The organism is Pseudomonas putida (genome assembly GCF_002741075.1).
GTDB classification, from domain to species: Bacteria; Pseudomonadota; Gammaproteobacteria; order Pseudomonadales; family Pseudomonadaceae; genus Aquipseudomonas; species Aquipseudomonas putida_T.
Genome location: NZ_CP016634.1, coordinates 46,912 through 70,738, shown reverse-complemented (window position 1 = coordinate 70,738; position 23,827 = coordinate 46,912). Strand labels below are relative to the sequence as shown.

General features: G+C 55.7%; 19 protein-coding genes and 1 pseudogene. 10 read left to right on the top strand and 10 right to left on the bottom strand.

Going from position 1 to position 23,827, the window contains the following annotated elements:
• Positions 1–17: 17 nt before the first annotated feature.
• Positions 18–650, bottom strand: a complete 633-nt coding sequence (locus IEC33019_RS00660; RefSeq protein ID WP_437436783.1) for a heavy metal response regulator transcription factor — start codon at positions 648–650, stop codon at positions 18–20.
• Between IEC33019_RS00660 and IEC33019_RS00655 the strand changes: the two genes are divergently transcribed.
• Positions 623–1,773, top strand: a protein-coding gene (locus IEC33019_RS00655; protein WP_087535084.1) for an IS3 family transposase whose coding sequence is annotated in 2 segments (ribosomal slippage) — positions 623–857 and positions 857–1,773 — 1,152 coding nt in all. Because the reading frame shifts where the segments join, the coding sequence is not laid out codon by codon here. The genes IEC33019_RS00660 and IEC33019_RS00655 overlap by 28 nt on opposite strands.
• 19 nt (positions 1,774–1,792) lie before the next feature.
• Here IEC33019_RS00655 and IEC33019_RS00650 read toward each other — a convergent pair.
• Both IEC33019_RS00650 and IEC33019_RS00645 read right to left on the bottom strand, forming a co-directional pair.
• Positions 1,793–1,927: pseudogene (locus IEC33019_RS00650) on the bottom strand (DNA-binding response regulator); the annotation flags it as partial.
• A 488-nt stretch (positions 1,928–2,415) separates the two neighbouring features.
• Positions 2,416–3,759, bottom strand: a complete 1,344-nt coding sequence (locus IEC33019_RS00645; RefSeq protein ID WP_003253422.1) for an OprD family porin — start codon at positions 3,757–3,759, stop codon at positions 2,416–2,418.
• A gap of 403 nt (positions 3,760–4,162) precedes the next feature.
• Between IEC33019_RS00645 and IEC33019_RS00640 the strand changes: the two genes are divergently transcribed.
• From IEC33019_RS00640 to IEC33019_RS00620, 5 genes are all read left to right on the top strand, one after another.
• Entirely contained in the window at positions 4,163–5,434 is a 1,272-nt protein-coding gene (locus tag IEC33019_RS00640; protein WP_010951456.1) for a TolC family protein, read from the top strand.
• 68 nt (positions 5,435–5,502) lie between these two features.
• Entirely contained in the window at positions 5,503–6,753 is a 1,251-nt protein-coding gene (locus IEC33019_RS00635; RefSeq protein WP_010951455.1) for an efflux RND transporter periplasmic adaptor subunit, read from the top strand.
• A 24-nt stretch (positions 6,754–6,777) separates the two neighbouring features.
• The gene (locus tag IEC33019_RS00630; RefSeq protein WP_010951454.1) at positions 6,778–9,939 is read left to right on the top strand and encodes a CusA/CzcA family heavy metal efflux RND transporter; all 3,162 of its coding nucleotides are present in this window, start codon (positions 6,778–6,780) and stop codon (positions 9,937–9,939) included.
• Positions 9,940–10,101: 162 nt separating this feature from the next.
• Positions 10,102–10,425 (top strand): DUF2790 domain-containing protein, encoded by a 324-nt coding sequence (locus tag IEC33019_RS00625; protein ID WP_003253432.1) that lies wholly within the window; start codon positions 10,102–10,104, stop codon positions 10,423–10,425.
• 202 nt (positions 10,426–10,627) lie between these two features.
• Positions 10,628–12,625: a heavy metal translocating P-type ATPase gene (locus tag IEC33019_RS00620; protein WP_010951452.1), complete on the top strand. Its 1,998-nt coding sequence runs from the start codon at positions 10,628–10,630 to the stop codon at positions 12,623–12,625.
• 92 nt (positions 12,626–12,717) lie between these two features.
• On the opposite strand, the gene IEC33019_RS00615 is transcribed toward IEC33019_RS00620, so the two are convergent.
• The 4 genes from IEC33019_RS00615 to IEC33019_RS00600 all read right to left on the bottom strand — a co-directional run bounded on the left by IEC33019_RS00615 (position 12,718) and on the right by IEC33019_RS00600 (position 16,880).
• The gene (locus IEC33019_RS00615) at positions 12,718–12,942 is read right to left on the bottom strand and encodes a hypothetical protein (protein ID WP_010951451.1); all 225 of its coding nucleotides are present in this window, start codon (positions 12,940–12,942) and stop codon (positions 12,718–12,720) included.
• A gap of 127 nt (positions 12,943–13,069) precedes the next feature.
• Complete coding sequence (locus IEC33019_RS00610; protein ID WP_011953109.1) at positions 13,070–14,095, bottom strand: hypothetical protein; 1,026 nt, start codon at positions 14,093–14,095, stop codon at positions 13,070–13,072.
• A gap of 298 nt (positions 14,096–14,393) precedes the next feature.
• On the bottom strand, positions 14,394–15,701 hold the full coding sequence (locus IEC33019_RS00605; RefSeq protein WP_009395904.1) for an OprO/OprP family phosphate-selective porin: 1,308 nt from the start codon (positions 15,699–15,701) through the stop codon (positions 14,394–14,396).
• 210 nt (positions 15,702–15,911) lie between these two features.
• The gene (locus IEC33019_RS00600) at positions 15,912–16,880 is read right to left on the bottom strand and encodes a LysR family transcriptional regulator (protein ID WP_010951447.1); all 969 of its coding nucleotides are present in this window, start codon (positions 16,878–16,880) and stop codon (positions 15,912–15,914) included.
• 257 nt (positions 16,881–17,137) lie between these two features.
• Here IEC33019_RS00600 and IEC33019_RS00595 point away from each other — a divergent pair, with 257 nt between their 5' ends.
• Genes IEC33019_RS00595 through IEC33019_RS00585 form a run of 3 tightly spaced genes read left to right on the top strand, consistent with a single transcriptional unit; the run spans position 17,138 to position 19,954 of the window.
• On the top strand, positions 17,138–17,557 hold the full coding sequence (locus tag IEC33019_RS00595) for a GtrA family protein (protein WP_010951446.1): 420 nt from the start codon (positions 17,138–17,140) through the stop codon (positions 17,555–17,557).
• Positions 17,523–18,506 carry a glycosyltransferase family 2 protein gene (locus tag IEC33019_RS00590; protein ID WP_010951445.1) on the top strand — a complete coding sequence of 328 codons (984 nt, stop codon included), beginning with the start codon at positions 17,523–17,525 and terminating at the stop codon, positions 18,504–18,506. The genes IEC33019_RS00595 and IEC33019_RS00590 overlap by 35 nt, the downstream gene beginning before the upstream one ends.
• On the top strand, positions 18,500–19,954 hold the full coding sequence (locus IEC33019_RS00585) for a phospholipid carrier-dependent glycosyltransferase (RefSeq protein ID WP_010951444.1): 1,455 nt from the start codon (positions 18,500–18,502) through the stop codon (positions 19,952–19,954). Before IEC33019_RS00590 ends, IEC33019_RS00585 begins: the two co-directional genes overlap by 7 nt.
• An 82-nt stretch (positions 19,955–20,036) precedes the next feature.
• Here the strand turns inward: IEC33019_RS00585 and IEC33019_RS00580 are convergent, their stop codons facing one another.
• On the bottom strand, positions 20,037–20,258 hold the full coding sequence (locus IEC33019_RS00580; protein ID WP_010951443.1) for a hypothetical protein: 222 nt from the start codon (positions 20,256–20,258) through the stop codon (positions 20,037–20,039).
• Positions 20,259–20,524: 266 nt separating this feature from the next.
• Here IEC33019_RS00580 and IEC33019_RS00575 point away from each other — a divergent pair, with 266 nt between their 5' ends.
• On the top strand, positions 20,525–21,112 hold the full coding sequence (locus IEC33019_RS00575) for a hypothetical protein (RefSeq protein ID WP_010951442.1): 588 nt from the start codon (positions 20,525–20,527) through the stop codon (positions 21,110–21,112).
• A gap of 57 nt (positions 21,113–21,169) precedes the next feature.
• On the opposite strand, the gene IEC33019_RS00570 is transcribed toward IEC33019_RS00575, so the two are convergent.
• Both IEC33019_RS00570 and IEC33019_RS00565 read right to left on the bottom strand, forming a co-directional pair.
• Positions 21,170–22,588, bottom strand: coding sequence for a heavy metal sensor histidine kinase (locus tag IEC33019_RS00570; protein ID WP_010951441.1), 1,419 nt, complete (start codon positions 22,586–22,588; stop codon positions 21,170–21,172).
• Positions 22,585–23,259, bottom strand: coding sequence for a heavy metal response regulator transcription factor (locus tag IEC33019_RS00565; RefSeq protein WP_003253457.1), 675 nt, complete (start codon positions 23,257–23,259; stop codon positions 22,585–22,587). Before IEC33019_RS00565 ends, IEC33019_RS00570 begins: the two co-directional genes overlap by 4 nt.
• Positions 23,260–23,827: the final 568 nt, after the last annotated feature.

Below are 23,827 nucleotides of genomic sequence, written 5' to 3'. Positions count from 1 at the left end.
ACTAGAGAGCTTGGCAACTATCGTTTTTCAAGCACATACCCTACGCCCCGAAGCGTATGTATCAGTTTGGTCTCGAAAGGGTCATCTATCTTGGCTCTGAGTCTTCGAATCGACACCTCTACAACGTTTGTGTCGCAGTCAAAATTCATATCCCAAACCTGCGAAATAATTTGGGTGCGGCTCAGCACCACACCGGTATTACGCATCAGGTAATGCAGTAACGCGAATTCTTTCGTGGTCAGGTCAATGCGCTGACCGTCCCTGAATGCCCTGTGCCGGCTCTGATCAAGCTCCAGGTCAGCGACGCGAATGACCTCTACGGATGCAGGGTGATCTGACCTGCGCATCAAGGCGCGAACCCGGGCCAGCAGCTCAGGGAACTCAAATGGCTTGATCAGGTAGTCATCTGCTCCGTTCTCCAGCCCCCGGACCTTATCCGCCAGCCGGCTTCTCGCCGTCAGCATCATGATACGGGAAGGGCAGTTTTTACGACGCAACAACTCAAGGACCTGCCAACCGTCCATCTCTGGCAGATTTATATCCAGGATAATCAGCTCATTGAATCGCCCCTGGTTTCGTAGACACCTCCAAGCCTCATAATGAGGCCCAAATAGGAGGTGCCATGAGTCGTCAGCGTTACCCCGAAGAATTCAAGATCGAAGCGGTCAAGCAAGTGACCGAGAAAGGCAAACCTGTCGCCGATGTCGCCCAGCGCCTGGGCATGTCCGTGCACAGTCTTTACGCCTGGATCAAGGTCTACAGCAAGCCCCAAGAGCAGCGTCAGCAAGACGACGATCAGCAGGCCGAACTGCGCAAGCTACGCGCTGAACTCAAGCGCGTGACGGAAGAGCGAGACATCTTAAAAAAGGCCGCCGCGTACTTTGCCAAGGAGTGCGGCTGAAGTACGCCTTCATCAAGAAGCACTCGACTGATTACCCGGTGCGGCGCCTTTGCCAAACCCTCAAGGTGCACCCCAGCGGCTATTACGCCTGGCTGGCCGAGCCTCAATCTGCCCGAGCAAAAGAAGATCAACGTCTGCTTGGCTTGATCAAACACGCTTGGCTGGAAAGCGGAGGTGTATACGGCTACCGCAAAATTCACGATGACCTGCGTGAGCTGGGAGAGGAATGCGGCCGAAATCGAGTCAGGCGCTTGATGCAGGCGGAGGGGCTGCGTTCTCAAACGGGCTATCGGCGGCGTCCAGGGTTCTATGGTGGAAAACCAACAGTGGCCTCGCCCAACCACCTCGCGCGGCAGTTCAAGGTAAGTGAGCCGAACAAGGTCTGGGTGACAGATATCACTTACATCCGCACCTATGAAGGGTGGCTCTACCTCGCGGTAGTGCTGGATCTGTTCTCACGCCAAGTAATTGGTTGGTCAATGAAGCCAAGGATGTGCAGCGACCTGGCTATCGACGCGATGTTGATGGCTGTTTGGCGACGCAAGCCTCAGCAGCAAGTTATGATTCACTCAGATCAAGGCAGTCAGTTCAGTAGCTCGGATTGGAAAAGCTTTTTGAAGGCCAACAATGTAATCAGCAGCATGAGCCGGCGGGGAAACTGCCACGACAATGCTGTAGCCGAGAGCTTTTTCCAGCTTTTGAAGCGAGAGCGAATCCGACGAAAGATCTACACAACCCGTGAAGAAGCCCGAAGTGATATTTTCGATTACATCGAGATGTTCTATAACCCTAAACGCCGACACAGCAGTGCTATGCAGCTGTCTCCAGTAGAGTATGAGAAACGCTATTTCCTGAGCTTGGAGAGTGTCTAGAAAACCAGGGGCGATTCACATATTCGTGCTGCTTAGCCAAGAATAATCCATCTGACCCGGTGTGGACGCAATCTACGACATAGCCACATTCCGTCAGACCTTGACGCACATACTCCGCAGTTTTTACTTCATCCTCAATTACCAGAATTCGCATGGGATTTTGTCTCGATATCACTGAGCAATTAACCGCGCACGCGCGCCGGCATTATTGAAAGGGATGGTAAATCAAAATGAGCGTGCCGGGGCTCAAATGACGGATTTGTAATTTCTAGGTAATACAGTTGATAGTCTGGCGGTATATCTTGTCGCGGTTTGGGTTTGACAGTTGCGGGCCCTCTCTCCAGCAGGTGATTTGACCTTATGAAGTATTGGGTTATTTTCTTCTTTGTGCTGGCTTCGTTCCGCTCAGATGACGGCGAGGTCGCTCACATTGAAGAGACTGGTCATTGGTGTAGTCATGAACTTCACCGGCATGCGATGCGTACAATCGAACGCCTACTTGAATTTTAGGCAAAAAAAGGCGCCCAATGGGCGCCAAATATCCACCTTTTACCAAAGGAGCACTTAAGCCACTCAAGGTGAATTCGTAATGCTCGTTTTACTAATAGGACCAGTTAATGAATAACTGGTCCAGTTAGCGAATTACAGAATCGAAAGCGGGTACTCAATGATCACACGGGTTTCATCCAGATCCGATTCGAATGCAGTGGCACGTGTGGTTGCCTGGCGCAACCGGAAGGACAGATCTTTTGCTGGACCGGTTTGGACAACGTATTTGACTTCGACGTCACGCTCCCAACGCTTCTGATTGTCGAGCGGGTTGCCGTTGTCATCAGTGCGCATGTAGAACTGGTTAGCGTTCGAGTAATCCGCGCCCGAGCCTCTGGCGTAGCGGGTCATGAACGTCAGGCCTGGAATGCCGTAGCTGGTGAAGTTCAGGTCATAGCGCAGCATCCAGGAACGCTCTTTCGGCGAGTTGAAGTCGCTGTACTGGATGGAGTTGTCGACGAAAATCGAGTCCGACTGACGCAGGTAGTCAAAATCGTCGTCGCCGTTGTTGCGCTGGTGCGACAGGGCTAGGGTATGGGCACCGTAACGCACGCCGACCTTGGCACTCCAGATGTTGTTGTCGAATTCACCCAGGCGCTTCTTACCTTCATCTACGGCTTTGTAGTAGTTGAAGCCACCGATCAGCGCCAGATCGTCGCTCAGCGGGTAAACCACGCTGGTGCCGGCGTAGTACTGATTCCAGACGTCTTTCAGCTGGCTGGCGTAGACGCTCACAGTCCAGTTGTCGTTGATCGAGTAGTCACCGCCACCGTAACCGATCCATGGCGAGTTGACCGGGCCGCCGTAGAACGTCACGAAGTTGTCGTTCAGGTTGCTTGAGACCGGCTGGCTCATCGCATGCAGACGACCACCCTGCAGGGTGAGGCCTTGGATGCTGGTGTTCTCAACGGTCACGCCGCGGAAGCTTTCTGGCAGCAGGCGAGAGTCGCCGGATGCAACGACCGGAGTCGATGGGAAAACATCACCTACTTTCACGATGGTATCGAACAAGCGGACTTTGGCTGCGCCGCCGACCTTGGTGTATTCGTCGCGAGCTTCGCCCTTGTTATCAACGGGTAGCACGTCGAAGGAGCTACGGCCGCCGTTGCGCCCATCACCGGTGTCGAGCTTGAGGCCGATCATGGCGAAGGCATCAACGCCAAAGCCAACGGTTCCCTGGGTAAACCCAGAGTTGAATTTGCTGATGATCGCGTGCGCCCAGGCTTCGGAGTAGCCGTTGGTGTTGCCCTTGCCACTGTTATAAGTGGGGGCAGTGCTGTCGCGGTTATCACGGTTGAAGTAGAAGTTACGGTTCAGCACTGTAAGGCTGCTGCCTTCAATGAAGCCTTCTGGCTTGTCTTCTGCCTGTGCCGAAATAGCATAGCTTCCAGACAGCGCAGAAACTGCCGCCAAATACAGTGGTACTTTGATTTTCATCCGATGCTCCTTTGATTCACGGCAGTTTTTATTATGTTTACCGGCGCGGGTGTCGTTAATTGTTCTGACCAGGCGGCGCGCCTAGCGTAGCGCGAGCTCATATTTGCAGGCCGAAGATAACGGGGGGGTGATAGGAAAATTACAATTTCGTCATCTACCTGTTGTTCGGGCCTTCGCACCGCGTGTTTGCCATCTCCGTTGCTTGTAACGAAATCATCGTGTCGGGTTTGGTTTCCCAGTATTTTCGGGCATTACAGGACATTCTTACGGAATTGTAATTTTCTAGCCACCCCTCTGATAGCTACCGCTCATTAGAGTGCCATCACCTAATCAAGTGGGGCTTGGCAGCTGTTTCGGCGTTCTCGCCAAGCTTTATCGAAGTTTGTGCACGAGGACCATCAAAGTGCCCCGGTATAACCGCAATGTCTTACCCAAGACCCCCGTCTCGCCCTGGAAGATCGCTGCACTCTGTGCAGTCATCTCTGGGTTGATGGCGCCTGCAGCCCTTGCCCAAAGCATCAGCTTGCCCCAGGCGCTTTCGACGGCCATGGATGCCAACCCAGACCTGGCCGCGGCCAGGCAAGAAATTGGGATCGCTGATGGTGCTCGCAAGCAGGCCGGGCTTATCCCCAACCCCACAATCTCGTATGACGTGGAAGACACCCGTCGTAACACCAGCCAGACGACTGTCTCTCTCAGCCAGACCCTTGAGCTGGGCGGTAAGCGGGGGGCTCGTGTTGACGTCGCCACATACGGGCAGACCGCCGCACAGCTTGAGTTAGACCGTCGCGTTAACGGCCTGCGTGCAGATGTCGTCCAAGCCTTTTACGCCGCGTTGCGGGCCCAGACAGGTCTCGACCTGGCCAAGCAATCTCTCGAACTGACTGAGCGCGGTCTTCGCATCGTCGATGGCCGTGTTCGCGCAGGTAAGTCGTCCCCAGTGGAGGCGACCCGCGCTCAAGTGCAACTGGCCGAAGCCCAGCTGCAAGTTCGACGTGCAGAAACGGAAAAAGCGACCGCTTACCAACAGCTCGCTCAAATTACCGGGAGCTCAGTCACCGTGTTTGATCGACTCGAATCGCCAACCCTCTCCCCGGGCTTGCCACCTCGCACTGAAGATCTGCTGGCTAAGCTCGACCAAACAGCAGAAATGCGTCAGGCCGTGGTGCAGATAGACAAGAGCGATGCCTCGCTCGGCTCAGAGAAAGCTCAGCGTATCCCGAACCTTACTGTCAGTGTAGGTAGCCAGTACGACCGCTCTGTGCGCGAGCGGGTCAACACTGTGGGCCTGTCTATGCCTTTGCCGCTGTTCGATCGTAACCAGGGCAACATTCTTTCCGCTTCTCGTCGTGCAGATCAGGCCCGGGACCAGCGCAATGCTGTTGAGCTGCGCCTGCGCACCGAAACCCAAACCGCGTTGAACCAATGGTCCACCGCCATGCAGGAGGTCGAGTCCTACGACAAGACCATTCTGCCTTCAGCCCAACAAGCCGTAGAGACCGCAACCCGCGGCTTCGAGATGGGCAAATTCGGTTTCATCGAAGTGCTGGATGCCCAGCGCACCTTGATCGTCGCTCGTGGCCAATACCTCGAATCGTTGGCAGCGGCGACCAATGCGCGTGCGCAGGTGGAAAGGGTTTATGGCGAAGTCGGCTCAACCGCCGGCACTCGCTGAACGGGCCAAACATTTTCTTCGGCACACAGCCTTGAACAAGCCGGTGCCTACGATCAGCAGGAGTAGCAATGGATAACAAACGCAAGATCGCCCTCGCGGTAGCCGCTGTGGCAGCCCTCGGATTTGGCAGCCTTGCCTGGAACAACAGTTCCGGACAGCAGGCCGCCAGTACTGCCGAGCATGGCGCTAACGATGGCCATGGCGACGAAAAGAAAGCCGCATCTGCCGCCAAAGAGGAAGGTGATGAGGGCCATGGTGAAGAAGGCCACAGCGAAGAGGGCGGTGAAGAAGAGGGCAAGCTGACGCTCAGCGCTGAACAGATCAAGGCCGCTGGTGTTGCCCTGGAAGCTGCAGCGCCTCGTGACCTCGGTACCGTCGTGAGCTTCCCTGGCGAAATTCGCTTCGACGAAGATCGTACTGCCCACGTGGTTCCTCGTGTTCCTGGCGTTGTTGAGGCTGTCCAGGCCAACCTGGGCGAGACGGTCAAGAAAGGGCAAGTCCTCGCGGTAATCGCCAGCCAGCAGATCTCTGACCTGCGCAGCGAACAACAGGCCGCACAGCGTCGCGTCGAACTGGCGCGTGTGACCTTCGAACGTGAGAAGCAACTGTGGCAGGACAAGATCTCTGCAGAGCAAGACTACCTCCAAGCACGCCAAGCGCTGCAAGAAGCGGAGATCTCCTTGGCCAACGCCAAGCAGAAGGTCGGCGCAATCGGTGCCTCGGTTAACTCCGTTGGCGGTAATCGTTACGAGCTCCGCGCTCCCTTCGACGCCGTGGTAGTGGAGAAACACCTGACCGTCGGCGAAGTCGTCAGCGAGGCGACCAACGCCTTCATCCTTTCCGACCTGAATCAGGTCTGGGCGACCTTCGCAGTTCCGCCGACAGATCTGGGCAAGGTCACGACTGGCCGTGCAGTGAAAGTCTCTTCGCCTGACATGAACGTCGAGGTCGAAGGGAAGGTGGGTTATGTCGGCAGCCTGCTGGGCGAGCAAAACCGTGCAGCTACTGTCCGCGTCACCTTGACCAACCCCAACGGCGCCTGGCGTCCAGGCCTGTTCGTAAACATTGCGGTCACCTCCCAGACCGATCGAGTTGCCGTAGCGGTCCCTGAGCACGCTGTGCAGACCGTTGAAGACAAACCTTCGGTATTCGTACGCACCCCAGATGGCTTTGACACCCGCCCGGTAAAACTGGGTCGCCGCGACAATGGGTACGTGGAAATCATCGACGGTATTGAAGCCGGCGCCCAGGTAGCAACCAGTGGCAGCTTCACACTCAAGTCCGAGCTCGGCAAAGCTTCTGCCGAACACGGTCACTGATGCGAACTGACAGGATGATTTCTCATGTTTGAACGTATCATCAGATTCGCCATCGAGCAGCGCATCGTAGTAATGATCGCCGTTCTGATCATGGCGGGTATCGGTATCTACAGCTATCAAAAGCTGCCCATCGATGCGGTACCCGATATCACCAACGTCCAGGTGCAGATCAACACTGCAGCGCCTGGTTACTCGCCCTTGGAAACCGAACAACGGATCACGTTTCCAGTTGAAACGGCCATGGCCGGTCTCCCGGGCCTTCAGCAGACCCGTTCCCTGTCTCGCTCTGGCCTGTCTCAGGTCACCGTGATCTTCAAGGATGGCACTGACATCTTCTTTGCCCGCCAGTTGATCAACGAGCGGCTGCAGGTTGCGAAGGAACAGCTGCCAGAAGGTGTAGAGGCCGTCATGGGTCCGGTATCTACCGGCCTCGGCGAGATCTTCCTGTGGACTGTTGAAGCCGAAGATGGCGCGGTCAAAGAGGACGGTACGCCGTACACCCCGACCGACCTGCGCGTGATCCAGGACTGGATCATCAAGCCTCAGCTGCGTAACGTCCCGGGTGTGGCCGAGATCAATACCATCGGCGGTTATGCCAAGCAGTTCCTGGTTGCGCCGGATCCAAAGCGCCTGGCTACCTACAAGCTGACACTCAATGACCTGGTCGCAGCGTTGGAAAGTAACAACGCCAACGTCGGTGCCGGCTACATCGAGCGTAATGGTGAACAGTTGCTCATCCGTGCACCGGGTCAGGTAGGCAATATCGAAGACATCGCCAACATCGTGATCACCAGTGTGGATGGTGCACCGATTCGCATCAGCAGCGTTGCTGACGTCAGCATCGGTAAAGAGCTCCGTACAGGTGCTGCTACTGAGAACGGCCGCGAAGTCGTGCTCGGTACCGTGTTCATGCTGATTGGTGAAAACAGCCGCACCGTATCTCAAGCTGTCGCCGCCAAATTGGCGGACATCAACCGCACCCTGCCAAAGGGCGTGGTGGCTGTGACTGTTTACGACCGTACCAACCTGGTTGAAAAAGCCATCGCGACGGTGAAGAAGAACCTGGTGGAAGGCGCGATCCTGGTTATCGCCATTCTGTTCCTGTTCCTCGGCAACATCCGTGCGGCTCTGATCACCGCGATGGTGATTCCGCTGTCCATGCTGTTCACCTTCACAGGCATGTTCAACAACAAGGTCAGTGCCAACTTAATGAGTTTGGGGGCACTCGACTTCGGCATCATCGTCGACGGTGCCGTGGTTATTGTAGAAAACGCGATCCGTCGACTGGCTCATGCGCAACATAAGCATGGCCGCATGCTCACCAAAACCGAACGCTTCCACGAGGTCTTTGCCGCGGCGCGAGAAGCTCGCCGGCCGCTGATCTTCGGTCAGCTGATCATCATGGTGGTGTACCTGCCGATCTTCGCCCTCACCGGCGTCGAAGGCAAAATGTTCCACCCGATGGCCTTCACCGTTGTGATGGCGCTGCTGGGTGCAATGGTCCTGTCCGTTACCTTTGTTCCTGCAGCTATTGCCATGTTCGTCACTGGCAAGGTGAAGGAAGAGGAAGGCGTGGTCATGCGCACAGCTCGACTGCGCTATGAACCGGTTCTGCAATGGGTGCTGGGACATCGGAACATCGCTTTCTCGGCCGCAGTAGCCTTGGTCGTGCTCAGTGGTTTGCTGGCAAGTCGTATGGGTAGCGAGTTCATCCCAAGCCTCAGTGAGGGTGACTTTGCGATGCAGGCCATGCGTGTGCCTGGAACGAGCCTCACTCAATCTGTCGAGATGCAGCAGCGTCTGGAGAAAGCGGTGATTGCGCAGGTGCCTGAAGTTGAGCGGATGTTCGCACGCTCGGGTACCGCAGAAATTGCATCTGACCCGATGCCGCCGAACGCCTCTGACGCCTACATCATGCTCAAGCCTCAGGATCAGTGGCCTAACCCGAAGAAGCCTCGTGATGAGCTGATTGCTGAAGTGCAGAAGGCCGCAGCGGGTGTTCCAGGAAGCAACTACGAGTTGTCGCAGCCAATCCAACTGCGTTTCAACGAGCTGATTTCGGGCGTGCGTAGTGACGTCGCTGTGAAAGTCTTCGGCGATGACATGGACGTGCTCAACAACACCGCCAACAAGATCGCGGCAGCGCTCAAAGCGGTCCCGGGCTCATCGGAAGTGAAAGTTGAGCAGACATCCGGCCTGCCGGTGCTGACCATCAACATTGACCGCGAAAAAGCAGCACGCTACGGCCTGAACATCGCGGATGTTCAGAACTCGATCGCTATCGCCGTGGGTGGCCGTCAGGCCGGCACGCTGTATGAGGGCGACCGTCGGTTCGACATGGTAGTACGCCTACCAGAGACCGTTCGCACCGACGTAGCGGGTATGTCCAGCTTGCTGATCCCGGTACCTGCCAATGCGGCACAGGGTGCCAATCAGATCGGCTTCATCCCGCTGTCCCAGGTCGCCAATCTGGACCTGCAACTGGGCCCGAACCAAATCAGCCGCGAGAACGGCAAACGTCTGGTTATCGTCAGCGCCAACGTTCGAGGCCGCGATCTGGGGTCCTTCGTTGAGGAGGCGACCGCATCGCTGGACAAGAAGGTGCAAATCCCTGCGGGCTACTGGACGACTTGGGGGGGCCAGTTCGAGCAGCTGCAGTCGGCTGCCAAACGCCTGCAGATCGTTGTTCCAGTCGCCTTGCTGCTGGTCATGACCTTGTTGTTCCTGATGTTCAACAACCTGAAGGACGGCATGCTGGTCTTCACCGGTATTCCATTCGCACTCACCGGTGGTGTTGTGGCGTTGTGGCTGCGGGACATCCCACTGTCGATCTCGGCAGGTGTCGGCTTCATTGCACTGTCCGGCGTTGCAGTACTGAACGGCCTGGTGATGATTGCCTTCATCCGCGGGCTAAGGGAGGAGGGACGAACGCTCAGACAGGCAGTCGATGAAGGTGCATTGACCCGTCTGCGACCTGTTCTGATGACAGCCTTGGTAGCGTCCCTGGGCTTCATCCCGATGGCTTTGGCCACCGGCACCGGTGCCGAAGTTCAGCGGCCATTGGCGACGGTGGTGATTGGCGGGATCCTGTCCTCCACCGCACTGACCTTGCTGGTACTGCCTGCCCTGTATCACTGGGCACACCGCAAGGATGAAGACGGCGACGAGGCCGAAGTGGTTAGCTAACAGCCTCCGCTAAAGAGAAGCCCACAACACGTGTTGTGGGCTTTTTTGTTTAAAGTGAAGTAGATGCACTTACCTTTCAAAATTGTAAGTTTCTCGTCATGCCGGTGATGCCTATGCATTGCTAAGGTTACGCCCGAGAAGTTTTGAAATTGAGAGGGTTTTATGAAAAAGCTAATTATCGCTGCTGCACTTGTTGTTTTCTCGGTGGCTTCGCAGGCCAACACTTTCTCCGAGAGCAAGCAGCTTCAATACACCAAGGAACACCAGACCGCAGTGGCCAAGTACGCGGAGAAAAATGGCAAGCCAATGCCAGAGATTCAGGATTACAAATATGGCATGAAGATAGACGTTGCGAAATTCGTACGTCAGTCGCAGGACCCCCGTACCTGCCAGGTCTATCCACGGTTGATGACCTTCGAGGACTCCCAGGGCACGCTCAAGACTGTTCGTTACTCGATGTATTCGCAATGCATCAACAACAAGTAGTAAACGATTTGAACAGAACAATTAGAGAATTCATAAATGCCAGGCAGTGCCTGGCATTTTTTATTACGCCCGATACCCCATAGCTTCGAAATGTTAACGCCTGGGCTCGGGCAAACCGTGCAATAGATCTTAGCCAACCAACAGAGACGGCTCCCCAACTGCAGAGGGCAATTGGAAGCCTTGACCCCAGAAGGGACGAGTTATGAAGAGTTTGCTTGAACGCCCTGATGACCAAGCGGGGCATGAAGGTCATAGCCATGAGCATGGCGGCATTTTTGGAATGAACACAGAGCTGATTTTCGCGCTGATCTGTGGTGCTCTCCTGGGTGCCGGAGCTCTCGCAGGAAAACTTGGCCTGATTGATCGTCTGCCTCTGATTCTGTACGTGTCGGCCTACGTGTTCGGTGGATGGTTCACCACTAAGGAAGCGGTTACCAACATCCGTCAGAAACGCTTCGAGATCGACTCGCTGATGCTTCTCGCCGCAGTCGGTGCCGCGAGCATCGGCGCCTGGGCGGAGGGGGCTCTGCTGCTGTTCCTGTTCAGTCTGGGGCATTCCCTTGAAAGCTACGCGATGGGGCGGGCCAAGAAAGCGATTGAGGCACTGTCCAAGCTCGCACCAGCCACCGCGATCGTACGCAGAGCAAATGGCACGGTGGAGATGCCCGTGGAGCTGCTGGTTCCCGGTGACGTTGTCATCGTGCGCCCCAATGACCGCCTGCCGGCCGATGGTTTTGTAGTCGTAGGCTCCTCAAGTATCAACCAGGCGCCAGTAACCGGTGAGAGCGTCCCCGTGGACAAGCAACCTGTTCCTGATGCCGAACTCGCACGCAGCAAGCCAGATGCAGTGGATGCAGCCTCGAAAGTCTTCGCCGGTACCATCAATGGCGAAACGCTCATCGAGGTTGAGGTAACACGGCGCTCTACGGAGAGTACCTTGGCGCGGGTCATCAAGATGGTCAGTGAAGCCGAAGTCAGGAAGTCACCGACCCAGCGATTCACGGACCGCTTCCAACGCATATTCGTCCCGTTGGTTTTACTGCTGGTAGTCGGGCTGCTATTTGCCGGCATTTTCCTTGACGAGCCGTTCCGTGACTCGTTCTACCGGGCGATGGCCGTACTGGTTGCAGCCAGCCCCTGCGCGCTCGCGATCGCTACACCAAGCGCCATTCTCTCTGGCATCGCCAGGGCAGCCCGAGGTGGCGTGCTGATCAAGGGCGGTGCGCCACTTGAAGAGCTTGGATCATTGAATGCCATGGCATTCGACAAGACCGGTACCCTGACCGAAGGGCGCCCACGTATCACCGATGTAATACCCATAGGCGGCACGCAGATCGAGGATCTGCTAAACGTCGCCATCGCTGTGGAGTCGATGAGCGACCATCCGCTGGCTGCGGCAATTGTGCGTGACGGTGAAGAGATGATTGGCACACGGCGCCGATTCCAAGCCAAGAACATGAGCAACATGATTGGCCGCGGCGTGCGTGCTGAGCTTGATGGGCAGTTCGTCTGGATTGGCAAGGTCGAGATGTTCGGTACCAATGGTATTCCCGCACTCAGCAAGGCAGCCCTGGAGGCTGCGGAGCGTCTACGTCAGTCAGGCCGTACCACCATGGTGGTACGGCGTGCTGACAAGGATCTGGGCGCTATCGGGCTATTGGACACACCCCGGGAGGGGGCCAAAGAGGCACTCCAGAAGCTTAGAGAGATGGGCATCGAACGCATGGTCATGATTTCTGGAGACCACAACCGCGTTGCAGAGGCTGTAGCCAAACAAGTTGGCTTAGATGAAGCGTGGGGAGACCTGATGCCGGAAGACAAGGTCAAGGCCATCAAAAACCTGCGCCTTAGCGCCAAGGTGGCCATGGTGGGTGACGGCGTCAATGATGCCCCTGCCATGGCCAGTTCGAGCGTTGGTATCGCAATGGGGGCTGCTGGATCTGATGTTGCCCTGGAAACGGCTGATATCGCGCTTATGGCTGACGACATCAGGCAACTCCCATTTGCGGTGGGGCTGAGCCGTCACACGCGATCGATCATCCACCAGAATCTGTTCGTCAGCTTGGGGATTGTGGCCATCCTGGTTCCGTCCACCATCATGGGCTTGAGCATTGGTGCCGCTGTTGCGATCCATGAGGGCTCCACACTGTTGGTCGTCTTCAACGCCTTGCGCCTGTTGGCCTACCGCAGAAGCACCTGATCCCTGAGCTTCAATCATGAAGCTAAGCAGGGAAATGACCTGAAGTAGAAGTACGGGTCGTGCGCGATCAGCGCACGACCCGTACTTTTCTCTCACTCGTCGATCCCGATGCGCTTGAGGCTTTCAAGGGCCTTTCCGCACTCAGGTGAGCCATGCCGTAAGCCGCAGGCCAATGCAGCTTTGAGGCTCATGACACCGGCTACGAAACCGACTTGATTGCCGACTCCGTGTCCGTCCGCAAATCCCTGATCATACGCAATCTCGACAAGCGCATTGATCGCCGCCAGGGTGTCCTGTTTGTTTTTACTCTTTTGCATATCTACTCCGCGAGCATTCAGCTCATATCGCTCGGTTAGGTGGCGGCGCCTTCAGGTTTGGGGTGAGCGAATCCCGCTCCCATAGCCAATCCCTAACGGGGGGCTCAGCCCGCCACCGTAAGGAAAATCAGCTATTGAGAGCAGATGACTCGTTTTGGTCACCCGTGCTGCTCGCCTCACCGCATTGGCACTGAGTGGGTACATCCGGGTAGTCGCTGTGATTCTCAATGAACAGCGTTCGGCAGGTTTCGCACCCATAGATCCGGGGCAGGGATTTAAGGCCGCTCGGAAGCACGTCACTCAGAGGCTCGTTATGCCAAGGAGCCCCGTCAAGGATTCTTGAACGCAGGATGTTTCCCAGGCGCCAGGTGTCACTTTGTGCGCGCCAGGACCACATCGGCGCAGAAAGCGAATACTGGATGAAGGTCTCTTGTGACTGCCTGGATAGCGGGTACTTGGGGCGGGTCCAGCCGGAATCGATGATGCTGAACCCCATGCCCATTTCTGCGCTCGGGTGGGTCTTTTCACCAAAGAAACGGTCATGCGTCGCTGGAGCCGTCGCATGATGGTCAGTCGGTGGGAATACCCACAGATAACACTCATCCCGGTTGACCATGCTGATGAGCTCGCTTGGCCCCCGCATGGGGGAATTTGCAGCCAGGGCGAAGCGATCCTTCCACGACATTTTGGGAGGCGGCGCAATACCAGCAGCGATGGCCAACGTGGCAGTCTTGGGGACGAAGCGATCGCCTAGCTCGTTCAGATCCAGGTTCTTGCAGAGAGCCTTGAAGGCCTTTTTGCGAGTCTTCGAGCTGAAGGAGGGGTCAAGGAGCAGGCGAACCTGGTTCACGCCGATTCCCGCAGTTCGTAGCACCTCAATGACTTCTTCAGCCACACCGACTGCTTGAAGATCGGTCAATCCTAAGCACGTTTTCGCCCGCTCGACCGCCGCGTAGAGGTTGTACTGCCGTGTCTCGTTGTCACGACAGACCTGAATTGGCAGCTTGTCTTGGATGGCAACTTGCGGTGCAACGGAGCCGATGGCCGCGTGGAACAGCTGGTGGAGGTGCAGATGAGAGTACGGGCGGCCAGAAGCCGAGAACGAGGCGTGCAGCTGAGCAGCGAGAGGTTGAAGCAGCTTTTTTGCAGACATGACTATCCCCTAATGAGCGACGTTGGGGTAGCTGCGCTTGTAGGGCCGTTAGACGCGAAGCTGGACGTCGAATCAGGTTCAATCATGAATAGGAGTCAGGTTTGATTTGCTTGCACGGCCACCATGCAAAGCCCGACGCGGCAATCACATCAGATTCGCCGAGCTTTGGCAAGAGCGGTCATCGGTAAGCGAAAGCAGGTAGGAGGAGGGCGCTCCATGCTTGATCACCTCCAGAAACAGGAAAGCCGGAAGCACGTTGAGCGCTTCCGGCTTTCTCACGTCAGACTGATGAGAGGGATCAGAAGACGTATTGCAGGCGGGTCACGATGGCATTGCCGCTGTCGTCGCCCACGGTGTTCTCGTTGTTGTCGGTGCGCACGTTGATGTAGTTGGCACTGACTTTCACCGCCTCGTTGACGTACCAGTTCACACCCACCGTGTGGCTCTTGGCCTTGCGCTCGTTCGATTGGTCCGCCGCGGTGACCAGGTTGCCGTCTTCGACCTTGATATCGTCAAAGCGGTAGAAGACTTCCCAGGCCCCCAGTTCCTTGTTCTCTGGTTTGATAGTGTCGAACTTGGCACCATCGAGCTTGTAGATACGCGGCTCGCCGGTCAGGGTGTAAGCCATCTGGGCGTAGTAACCGGAGGCCTTCATGTCGTTGTTGGCCTGGTCAGCTTTCAGCTTGCGGCGAAGGTATTCCGCTTGAACCGAGAACGGGCCGGTGGCCCAGGCACCTTCGAGACCCCAGACCGAGTCGTCCTTCCACAGGCCATCTTGTGCAGCAGCACCGCCAAACAGCATGCGGTTGCCGTTGGTGCCGGCATCGCCGCCGCCATTGGTATCTACACCGCGGACGCCCAGACGCGAACGAATCCGGGTATCGACCGCACTGTTTTTGAGGTCGCGGTAAGCGTACTGAGCACCGACGTGCAGGACGTTGCCATCACTGTGCAGCGGTGCGAACACGCCACGTACGTTGTAGCGCTTGGTGCTGTCGCCATCCGAGTTGTTATTGGTTTCGCTGAAAACGCTACCGGAAACATAAGCCATGTCAGCGATGGTGCTGGTGGCTTGAACACCCATGCCGGCGTTGTCGTTGATCCAGTCCGCCAGGTCGTACGAGAGGTTCCGCTCCATGGCGGTGGTCCACTTCGAACTGGTGGCTTTCTCAAGACCGAAGTCGGTGTAGAAACGGCCAAAGCGCAGTTGCACCGGCTTGAAACCCGTGTAGGTCAGGCTGGCTTCGTCGAAGTAGCCGTCGGAGTCGTTGCCCGTGTTGCGGGAAAGGTCGTAGTTGAGCTGATACTTCCAGTCGCGGTACAGCACGCCACCGAGCTCAAGGTAGGCGCGACGGAAGTAGCCTGCGTCAGCGGTATCGCCATTCTTGGTGAAGACACCATCGAAACGGCCGTAGTCGGCCTGAACTCGGCCGCCCAGTTTGAAACTGAATTCCTTGTCAGAAGTCGATACTTCAAGACCGCCCTTGGTCTTCAGAACGATGTCAGCTCCGTCAGTGGTTACTGTTCCGGAGAATGCTTGCGAGGAAAATGTGCCTATTATTGCGGCAGCCAACAGCTTTTCCCGCATGTTCGAAGAACGGATCATTGCTTGCCTCTCGTATGTTAAGTGCTTAGCTACCGACGTTATATTTCGCCCTGCGCCGGCCTAAATTTATCTTGCAGATGGGAGCAGGCCACGGTTGTCACCTGCTGTAACAAGATGCCTTTGTTCTAAGCACTCTGACTAGGTTGCAAGCGAATATGACAGTTGTGTTTCTGTAGTGTTAACGGAGGAGTTTCAAACCTAACAAAACTGTTACCGAACAAGCCAGTCCTTCTTATCAAAGAAGCTCTTCTTGATCAATCTTCGAATTTCCAAAACCTGCGGATTGCGGACAAGCTTCGTTTTGATAACAAGATAGACATCTTTCTCCTCCAGGTCGTCCAGGAAACCCGGCACGGGTAGGATATTTCTCTCCAGTTTTCGGCTGTAGTCGGGCAGCACTCCAATACACGCACCGCCAACGACAAGGCCTCGTGATAGGTTGTAGCTCTTGACCCGAGTGGTACCGCCCTGATGCTCAGCCATTATCGATGCCCACTTTCGTGAGCCCGCCAAGATCTCTTCATCCCAAGGGACAACGAGCATGAAGTTGTGCAAATCCAAGCTCTCCACTGGAAGGGTGACGCTTCTTGAATAGCGGCTGGAAATGAACAGGGCGTGCCCAATCCGGCCAAGCCGTTCAAACCTATACGTAGGATGGCGATCAAGCGCGCCTTTATCATCTGGGCTCACCAAAGCGATACCCACATCGACTTCACACTCAGAAAGCATCTGCGTTGTGCATTCTGAATGGATTTCCAGCTGCATTTCGGCATGATCACGCACGTAGGCGACTAGATCGCGGTTTACGATGTCGTTCAGCACTGGCTCTGTGATCGCGATGGTAAGCCTGGGGACTTCCTTTTCACCGGACTTGCCAAGGCCGTCTGGGCCGAAGAGCTGGCACAGGTAATGGCTGACCCTCTCGCCTGTGCGGGTCAGGGCAAGCTTGTTGTGTTTGTAGACAAACACGGGAGCACCAATGTGCTCTTCCAGTTTCTCCAAGCGTTTCCGCAGGCCTACCACTGGCACATTGAGCCCTCGGGCAGCCTGTTTGAAACTGGCACAACGTGCTGTTGCGAAAAACTCTACGGCCAGCTGATCATCAATTGGCAAATCATCCAATATGTCAGGGCTGTAAGGAACAACGGTGCTTGTATATGTTTCATTTTGTGTAACCATTAGGTCCCCCTTAATTCGGGGAATCTATCTCAATGCCACCCGGTGTTTCCTTATCTTGTCAACATTGTAATCCACGGGTCATGCATGCGTTATCGGAAGGCTTTTATTTCGAAAGCGTAATTTTCAGGCAATCCCTCTGATATTGTAGCGTGCTAGCCTAGTGCGCCGACTTGTTACTTACCATATATAGATTCGGCTAATTACGCATTTACATTTAGTTCACTATTTTTTCACCTTTGCCTCCATAGGCTTTGGGCATGGAAAATCAAACCCCACCTCTTACTACCTTACTGATTCGTTATCTGGGGATCGGCTTCATAGCAACGGGAGTCCATTATGCGGTGTTCCTATTGCTGGTTACGACAGAATTCGTTACTCCGTTACTGGCCAGTATCTGTGGCGGCATGGTTGGCGCAATCGCGAGCTTCATTGGAAATAGGGCGCTCTGTTTTGTGGCAGATGGCTCTCGTAAGTTTCAGCCTGTCAGGTTTGCACTGGTCGCGTTAACCACAAACTTCGGCAATGGCGTGGGTATGTGGTTCCTCATCAAGTCGAATCTGTCACCGCTCATCTCCCAAGTCGTAGTGACCTTAAGCCTCACTGCACTTGGATTCATTGCACATCGTTTTTGGACATTCAATCATGCAGACATTACATCGCTTTCCCGAGCGCCCTGATCCCTTGTTAACCATCGTGGTCCCTTGCTTCCAGGAAGAGGAAACCATCCCCGAGTTCCACCAGCGAATCACCCGCGTGGTGAAGCGCTTACCCGTCTCCTGCGAAATCCTCTATGTCGACGACGGCAGTAATGACCGGACGGCCGACATTCTTCGCCACTATCAGGATGGGTCATCTGTACGTTGCCTGTCCCTGAGTCGCAACTTCGGCAAAGAGGCTGCACTGAGCGCCGGGATAGACCATGCCCGTGGCAGTGCGCTGATCTTCATTGATGTCGACCTGCAGGATCCACCAGAGCTCATCGCGGCCATGGTGGACTACTGGCAACGCGGCTACGACGTGGTGAACATGCAGCGCAACCTGAGAATCGGTGATTCGTGGTTCAAGCGCATGAGTGCCCGGGCTTACTACTGGGTCATGCAGCGCCTGGTGGAGAAGGTGGACATGCCGGCCGATGTCAGCGATTTCCGATTGATTGGGCCTGCGCCGCTGGCAGCCCTGCGGGCCCTGGATGAACGCTCCAGGATTCTCAAAGGCATGATCGGCTGGGTAGGCTTTCGTACCATCGAACTGCCCTACAATCGCACTGTTCGCCATGCCGGGAGCACCAAATGGAATGCAGCTGGCCTGTTCAATCTGGCCATCGAGAGCATCGTCAGCTTCTCTCGCAAACCACTGCGCATTTTCAGCCTCATCAGTTTCGGTCTTTTCGTCTCCAGCATCTGCTACATGCTTGCGTCGCTTGTGGCAGGCAGTTTCGACATCCATCACCTGATCGTCGGAATGGCTTCATTCATGTGCGTCGGTGTCGCCATGGTGGGGGAGTACCTGGGCGTGACACTCGCGGAAGTGAAGCGCCGGCCTCTCTATTTCCTGAAGCACAGCAACAAGGCAGATCCCGTGTCACTCCACCCTTCGATGGCTTCGATCGAGGGTAAGAAATGCTGAACCTGAAGAACGAGAGGACGCTGTGGTGGGTCCTGGGTTCGATTTTGCTATTGCGTTTGGTGGGGCTGGGCATCTACCCGCTGATGGACACATCTGAGGCCCGTTACGCTGAAATGGCTCGCAAGATGGTCGAGTTGAATGACTGGATCACGCCCATGTTCGACTACGGGGTACCGTTCTGGGGCAAGCCTCCGTTGTCCTTCTGGACCCAGGCCGCGAGCATGACGGTCTTCGGCGTTAACGAGTTCGCTGCGCGCTTCCCAGCGTGGCTACTCCACCTGGCAAGCTGTTTCATCATCATCAAACTCGGCACGCAGCAGATTTCTCGTAACGCCGGCATCTGGGCTGCCATTATTTTTTCCAGCACCACACTTGGCCTGGTCTCCAGCGGTGTTGTGCTGACTGACCCTGTTTTGTCGTTCTCGATTCTGCTGGCCAGCTACGGTTTCTGGCGTTGGATGAAGTGCGCCAGCAAGGCGGATGCCTACCTGATGTTCGCAGGTCTCGGGCTGGGCTTGCTTGCCAAAGGGCCGCTGACCCTGGTGCTTATGGGGGCGCCGGCATTCGCCTGGTTCGTTATCTACAAGGAATGGGGACGGGTACTGAGGCTTCCCTGGATTAGCGGCCTTGTACTTATGTTCGGTATATCCGTGCCATGGTATGTCGCGGCCGAGATGAAAACGCCCGGCTTCATGGAGTACTTCTTCGTTGGTGAGCACTGGAGCCGCTACGTCGTCAGTAACTGGGCAGGGGACCTCTATGGTAGTGCTCATGCCAAGCCGTACGGCAGCATCTGGATCCAGCTCGGATTGTCGCTACTGCCATGGGCCTTGTTTCTACCACTGTTGATCCGCAAGCGTGGATCGATGCAGCGCTTCAAAGCCTACCTCTGGCTGTGGGCCTTGGCGACACCGGTCTTCTTCACATTTGCAGGCAACATTCTGTGGACCTACCTGCTACCCGCGCTGCCAGCGTGGGCATTGCTGCTGTCTGCACGGGTCAGCGAAGTTGGCCCGAAGACCACCTGGGCTGCCGCTGCGAGCGCATTGGTGTTGCCAATCATCGGTGCGGGCATCATCTACGCCGGGGTACTAGAGGAGCGCCCTCAGAATCAGCGGGATGTGGTTCAAGCCTGGCTCAATGTGCAGTCTGCTCATTCCGCTCCCCTGATCTATCCTGGCCGCCGCTCATACTCGTCGGAGTTTTACAGCAGCGGGAAGTCCGAGAACATCAAGGATCCTGCCAAGTGGCCGCGGGATGGCTCGTTCTATCTGTCCAGGCGCTTGCGAGACAGCAAGGATGGTCTGCCCGCTGATCTAGCTTGCACATCGATCACCGAAGCGAACGCCAGCCAGCTCCTGCTGTGCCATTGGAAACGCCCCGCACAAGGTGCCGAGGGTCTGGCCGGAGAAAGCAATGCGGAAACGCCTCGCAAGAACGAAGGCTAAATTCCAAGCACAAAAAAGCCAGGTTTTACCCTGGCTTTTTTGTCGATTTCTTTCGTCATTTGAAGTCCTATTTAACCGCCGATTAATTGTCGGCTTGTTCCTTACCATCCTTGCTTTCTTTCTTTTGCTCTTGAGCGACTTGTTGTTTGTTCTGGTCCGAAGAGTCATCGCTCCATAGGCGAGCCTGTTCGGTTCGGAAGTTCTCGTTGAACTGTTTCGTTCGCTCGAAGCCGCCTTCAGCGTAAGCGGTACCCATGAGACCCAGCAGCAGGCTGCCAATAGCGATAGATTTGACAAATTTCATTGTGAACCTCGGCTCATACTAGGCCAACCTGATTAGCGGCCTTTGTTGGTTTGTAGTTTAGGAACGCGAAGCTAACGACAAGGTGAGTCAATAATTACAATTCCGTAATTTTGGCTGCAGATAGGATGCGTTAAATCTTCAAATCTGGAAGGATCATGTCTATCTCGGCACTGTCGAGGGCGACTTCGAATTTTCTCTTAAATTACAATTTTGATATCTAGCGCGTTAATTCAGCGCGGCGTTGTTGGCCGCCCTAGGAGATAGCCATGAATGACATAGAGCCCTGGGCAGTTGCTATCGGTGACTTTCGCCGCTGCACTGAAAAACTCACTGTCCAGCTCGATGAGCTGACCTCGCAGACGCGCACCTCCAGCGCTGTTTTGGAGAGGTCGAACGAACTGGTGGAGCAGGTGGACGCTGTCGGCCGGCAGATTCAGGAGGAGGTGCGAAAGGCGGAGAAGGCTTGGTCGAACGCGGAGGAGGTTGCCTTGCGCGCCGCTGCATCAGCGTATTCAGCTGCATGCCGCGGAGTCGACACCGCCATCCAGCCACTGATCTCGGAGCTTACAGCAGCGACAAAGGCGGCGGACGCCTCTATCCAGGAGCTCAAGCGGGCACCGGTGCTGGCCAAGCGTTATGTGATGGTGGTCGCCACGGCGTTCTTCATTCTGGCGCTGATCTGTGTCTACTCGACCATGCGCCTGATCGATGCCGCCGGCAGCGTAAGTGCTCAAGAGAAAGTGAATGCTCAGTACTTCTCACACCTGTGGAAAAACGCCAATCCTGACGAACAGAAGATTATTAAGTCGGTGATTCTGCGGTCGCCCATGGACCCTGTGGTCCTTCGGCACTGATGCATTGAGGCAAACAAAAGGCCCGTCGATTGACGGGCCTAATCGTGTCTGCGCAATTTAAGCGGCGGTCATTGCCGGCTGCATTTGCTGGGCTTCCGGAAAGTGAAGGTGGAACCAGGTGAAGTTTTCTTCGGTCACCTCCACGCTCGCCGATCCCTGGTGCAGACTCATGATCGACTGCACAATGGCCAAGCCAAGACCGGTACCGCCTTCGCTCCGTGCTCGGCTCTTGTCCACACGGTAGAACCGCTCAAACAAGTGCGCGTGGTGTTCCTTGGCAATACCACGGCCGGGGTTGCCGACACTCAACGTCGTACCGCTCGCACTATGCTGCACCTTAACGTAGACCGTGCGGCCGCGAGGGCAGTAACGGATCGCGTTCGAGACCAGATTCGAGACGGCACGTTGAACCATCAGGCGATTCCCGCGCACCACGTCATCACTGCCGGAGATCTGCAGCTGAATCTCGCCTTCTTCTGCTGAAATGCTGAAGAGATCGCACACTCGCTGAACCTCGTCGACCAAGGAGACGGATTCGAACTCCACCATTGATGCTGGATGACTGACCTGGGCCAAGAACAGCATGTCGGAAACCATGCGGCTCATGCGGTCCAGCTCTTCTGTGCACGACTCCAGAACCTCCCGGTACTCGGAAAGCGATCGTTCTCTGGTCAAGGCAACCTGGGCCTTGCCCATCAGGTTGGAAAGCGGTGCTCGAAGTTCGTGAGCAAGGTCGTCAGAAAACTGCGAGAGCTGCTGAACCCCATCATCCAGGCGAGCCAGCATGATGTTGATGCCGTCGGCGAGCATTTTGAGTTCTGCCGGCATCCCATCAGTTGGAAGGCGATGGTCGAGGCTCTCGGTTGAGATTTTCGAGGCGATCTTGAGGAACTTGGTCAGTGGTAGCAGGCCTCTGCGCACAGTCCACCAGCCAATGGCCAAGATCAGTGCGAGGATGACGGGGGACATCATCAAGGCCCAGGTCAGCAACGCATCGAGCAGCGCCTCACTGGATGACTGGTCCATGGTCATATAGACGCTGACCTCTGTTCCATCGCCCAAACGCATGATTCGAGAAGCACTCAGCAGAGGACGGTCCTGCGTATCACGCCATTCGTGCTCTTTGGGCTGGGCCGCCGGCTGAAACTTGTGCACCTCCAGATTGACCTGTTTCGAGCCAATCGAGAGCAGGGGAGTCTGATTCTGTGAGGTATCGAATATGCTCACATACAGGTTGTTGTGGCCCATGACCAAATCGACAAGCTGATGCGCATCCGCGTTGACGCCGGAGATGTCCGGGATGGTGGACAGGTTGTGAGCCATCCCCGCCATCTTTACTTCCAGGTCTGCTCTGGCATTTCTTTCCAGAGCCTTGCCTACCATCAGATAGCCAAAGGTGGCGAACAGAAGCAGCAACGCTGCGCTCATCAACCCAACTTTTAACCCCAGCTTTGCAGCCAGGCTGAATGGCCTCATGCGCGTTCCTCAAAAACGTACCCAACGCCACGAAGCGTGTGAATGAGCTTGGTTTCAAACGGGTCATCGATCTTCGAGCGCAAGCGCCGGATGGCTACATCGATGACATTGGTGTCGCAATCGAAATTCATATCCCAGACCAACGAGATGATCTGAGAGCGAGTCAGCGCTTCGCCCGTTCGGCTCATGAGCAGGTGCAGAAGCGCAAATTCCTTGGTGGTGAGATCGATGCGTGTGCCACCGCGGAAGACGCGATGGCGGACGGAGTCGAGTTCCAGATCGGCAATTTTCAGCGAGCTCTTCTCGACTAACTCATCACCACGGCGTTGCAGCGAACGGATGCGAGCAAGCAGCTCAGGGAATTCGAATGGCTTCACAAGGTAGTCATCCGCGCCGCCGTCCAAGCCCTTGAGCTTGTCATTGATGCGTCCGCGGGCGGTCAGCATGATGATGCGGACCCGGCTGGTCTTACGGATGGTTTCCAGCAGGTCCCAGCCGTCGATACCCGGGAGGTTCACGTCCAGGAGGACCAACGAATAGACATTAGTGTTGAACAAGTGCAGAGCATCTACACCGTTGTGCACGATATCTACGACATACCCGCTTTCGGATAGGCCCTGCTGAAGATATTCGGCAGTTTTAATTTCGTCTTCCACAACTAGAACGCGCATAACTTATCTCAAGGTGTGAGGAAGGAGTTGGCCTAATCCGCCAAGATTATGGTTGCAGGCTGTTCGAAAGTTTGGCTGAGGGTATGGCATGTGGTAGTCGCTACCTCTGTCCATACGCCGGGTCACCTGAGGACGCTTGAATCTTAACGCGAAGAAGCTGGCCGCGGCGAAATCCTACAAATTTGTAATGTAGCCGCAAGATTTCTGACAGTCATGCAGGCTCCACCCCTAAGCATAGCGGATTCTGGGGCCTGCGGCGGTGTATGACAGATTCGCCTGGCAGGTGGAATCGGCCAGGACAGGCAGCATTTCGGTCGTTAGCTTGCAAGGACTGGTACTGGCCTTGGATCGAGGGCGCCACGCAGGCAGACCCCATGCACGGCCGCAAACCGCAGCGCCTTTCTGCAAATTAGTTCACGTGGCGGCTCGATATTCTCTCGAATAATTATCTTACAATCTATTACATGTCCAAATTGTAATTGCACGATCATCTTGGTGTTAGCCTCCTTTGCTAGTTTAAGGGCAGCGGAAGAGGCATCGCTGCTTTGGAAATTGTCTCATTTCAAAG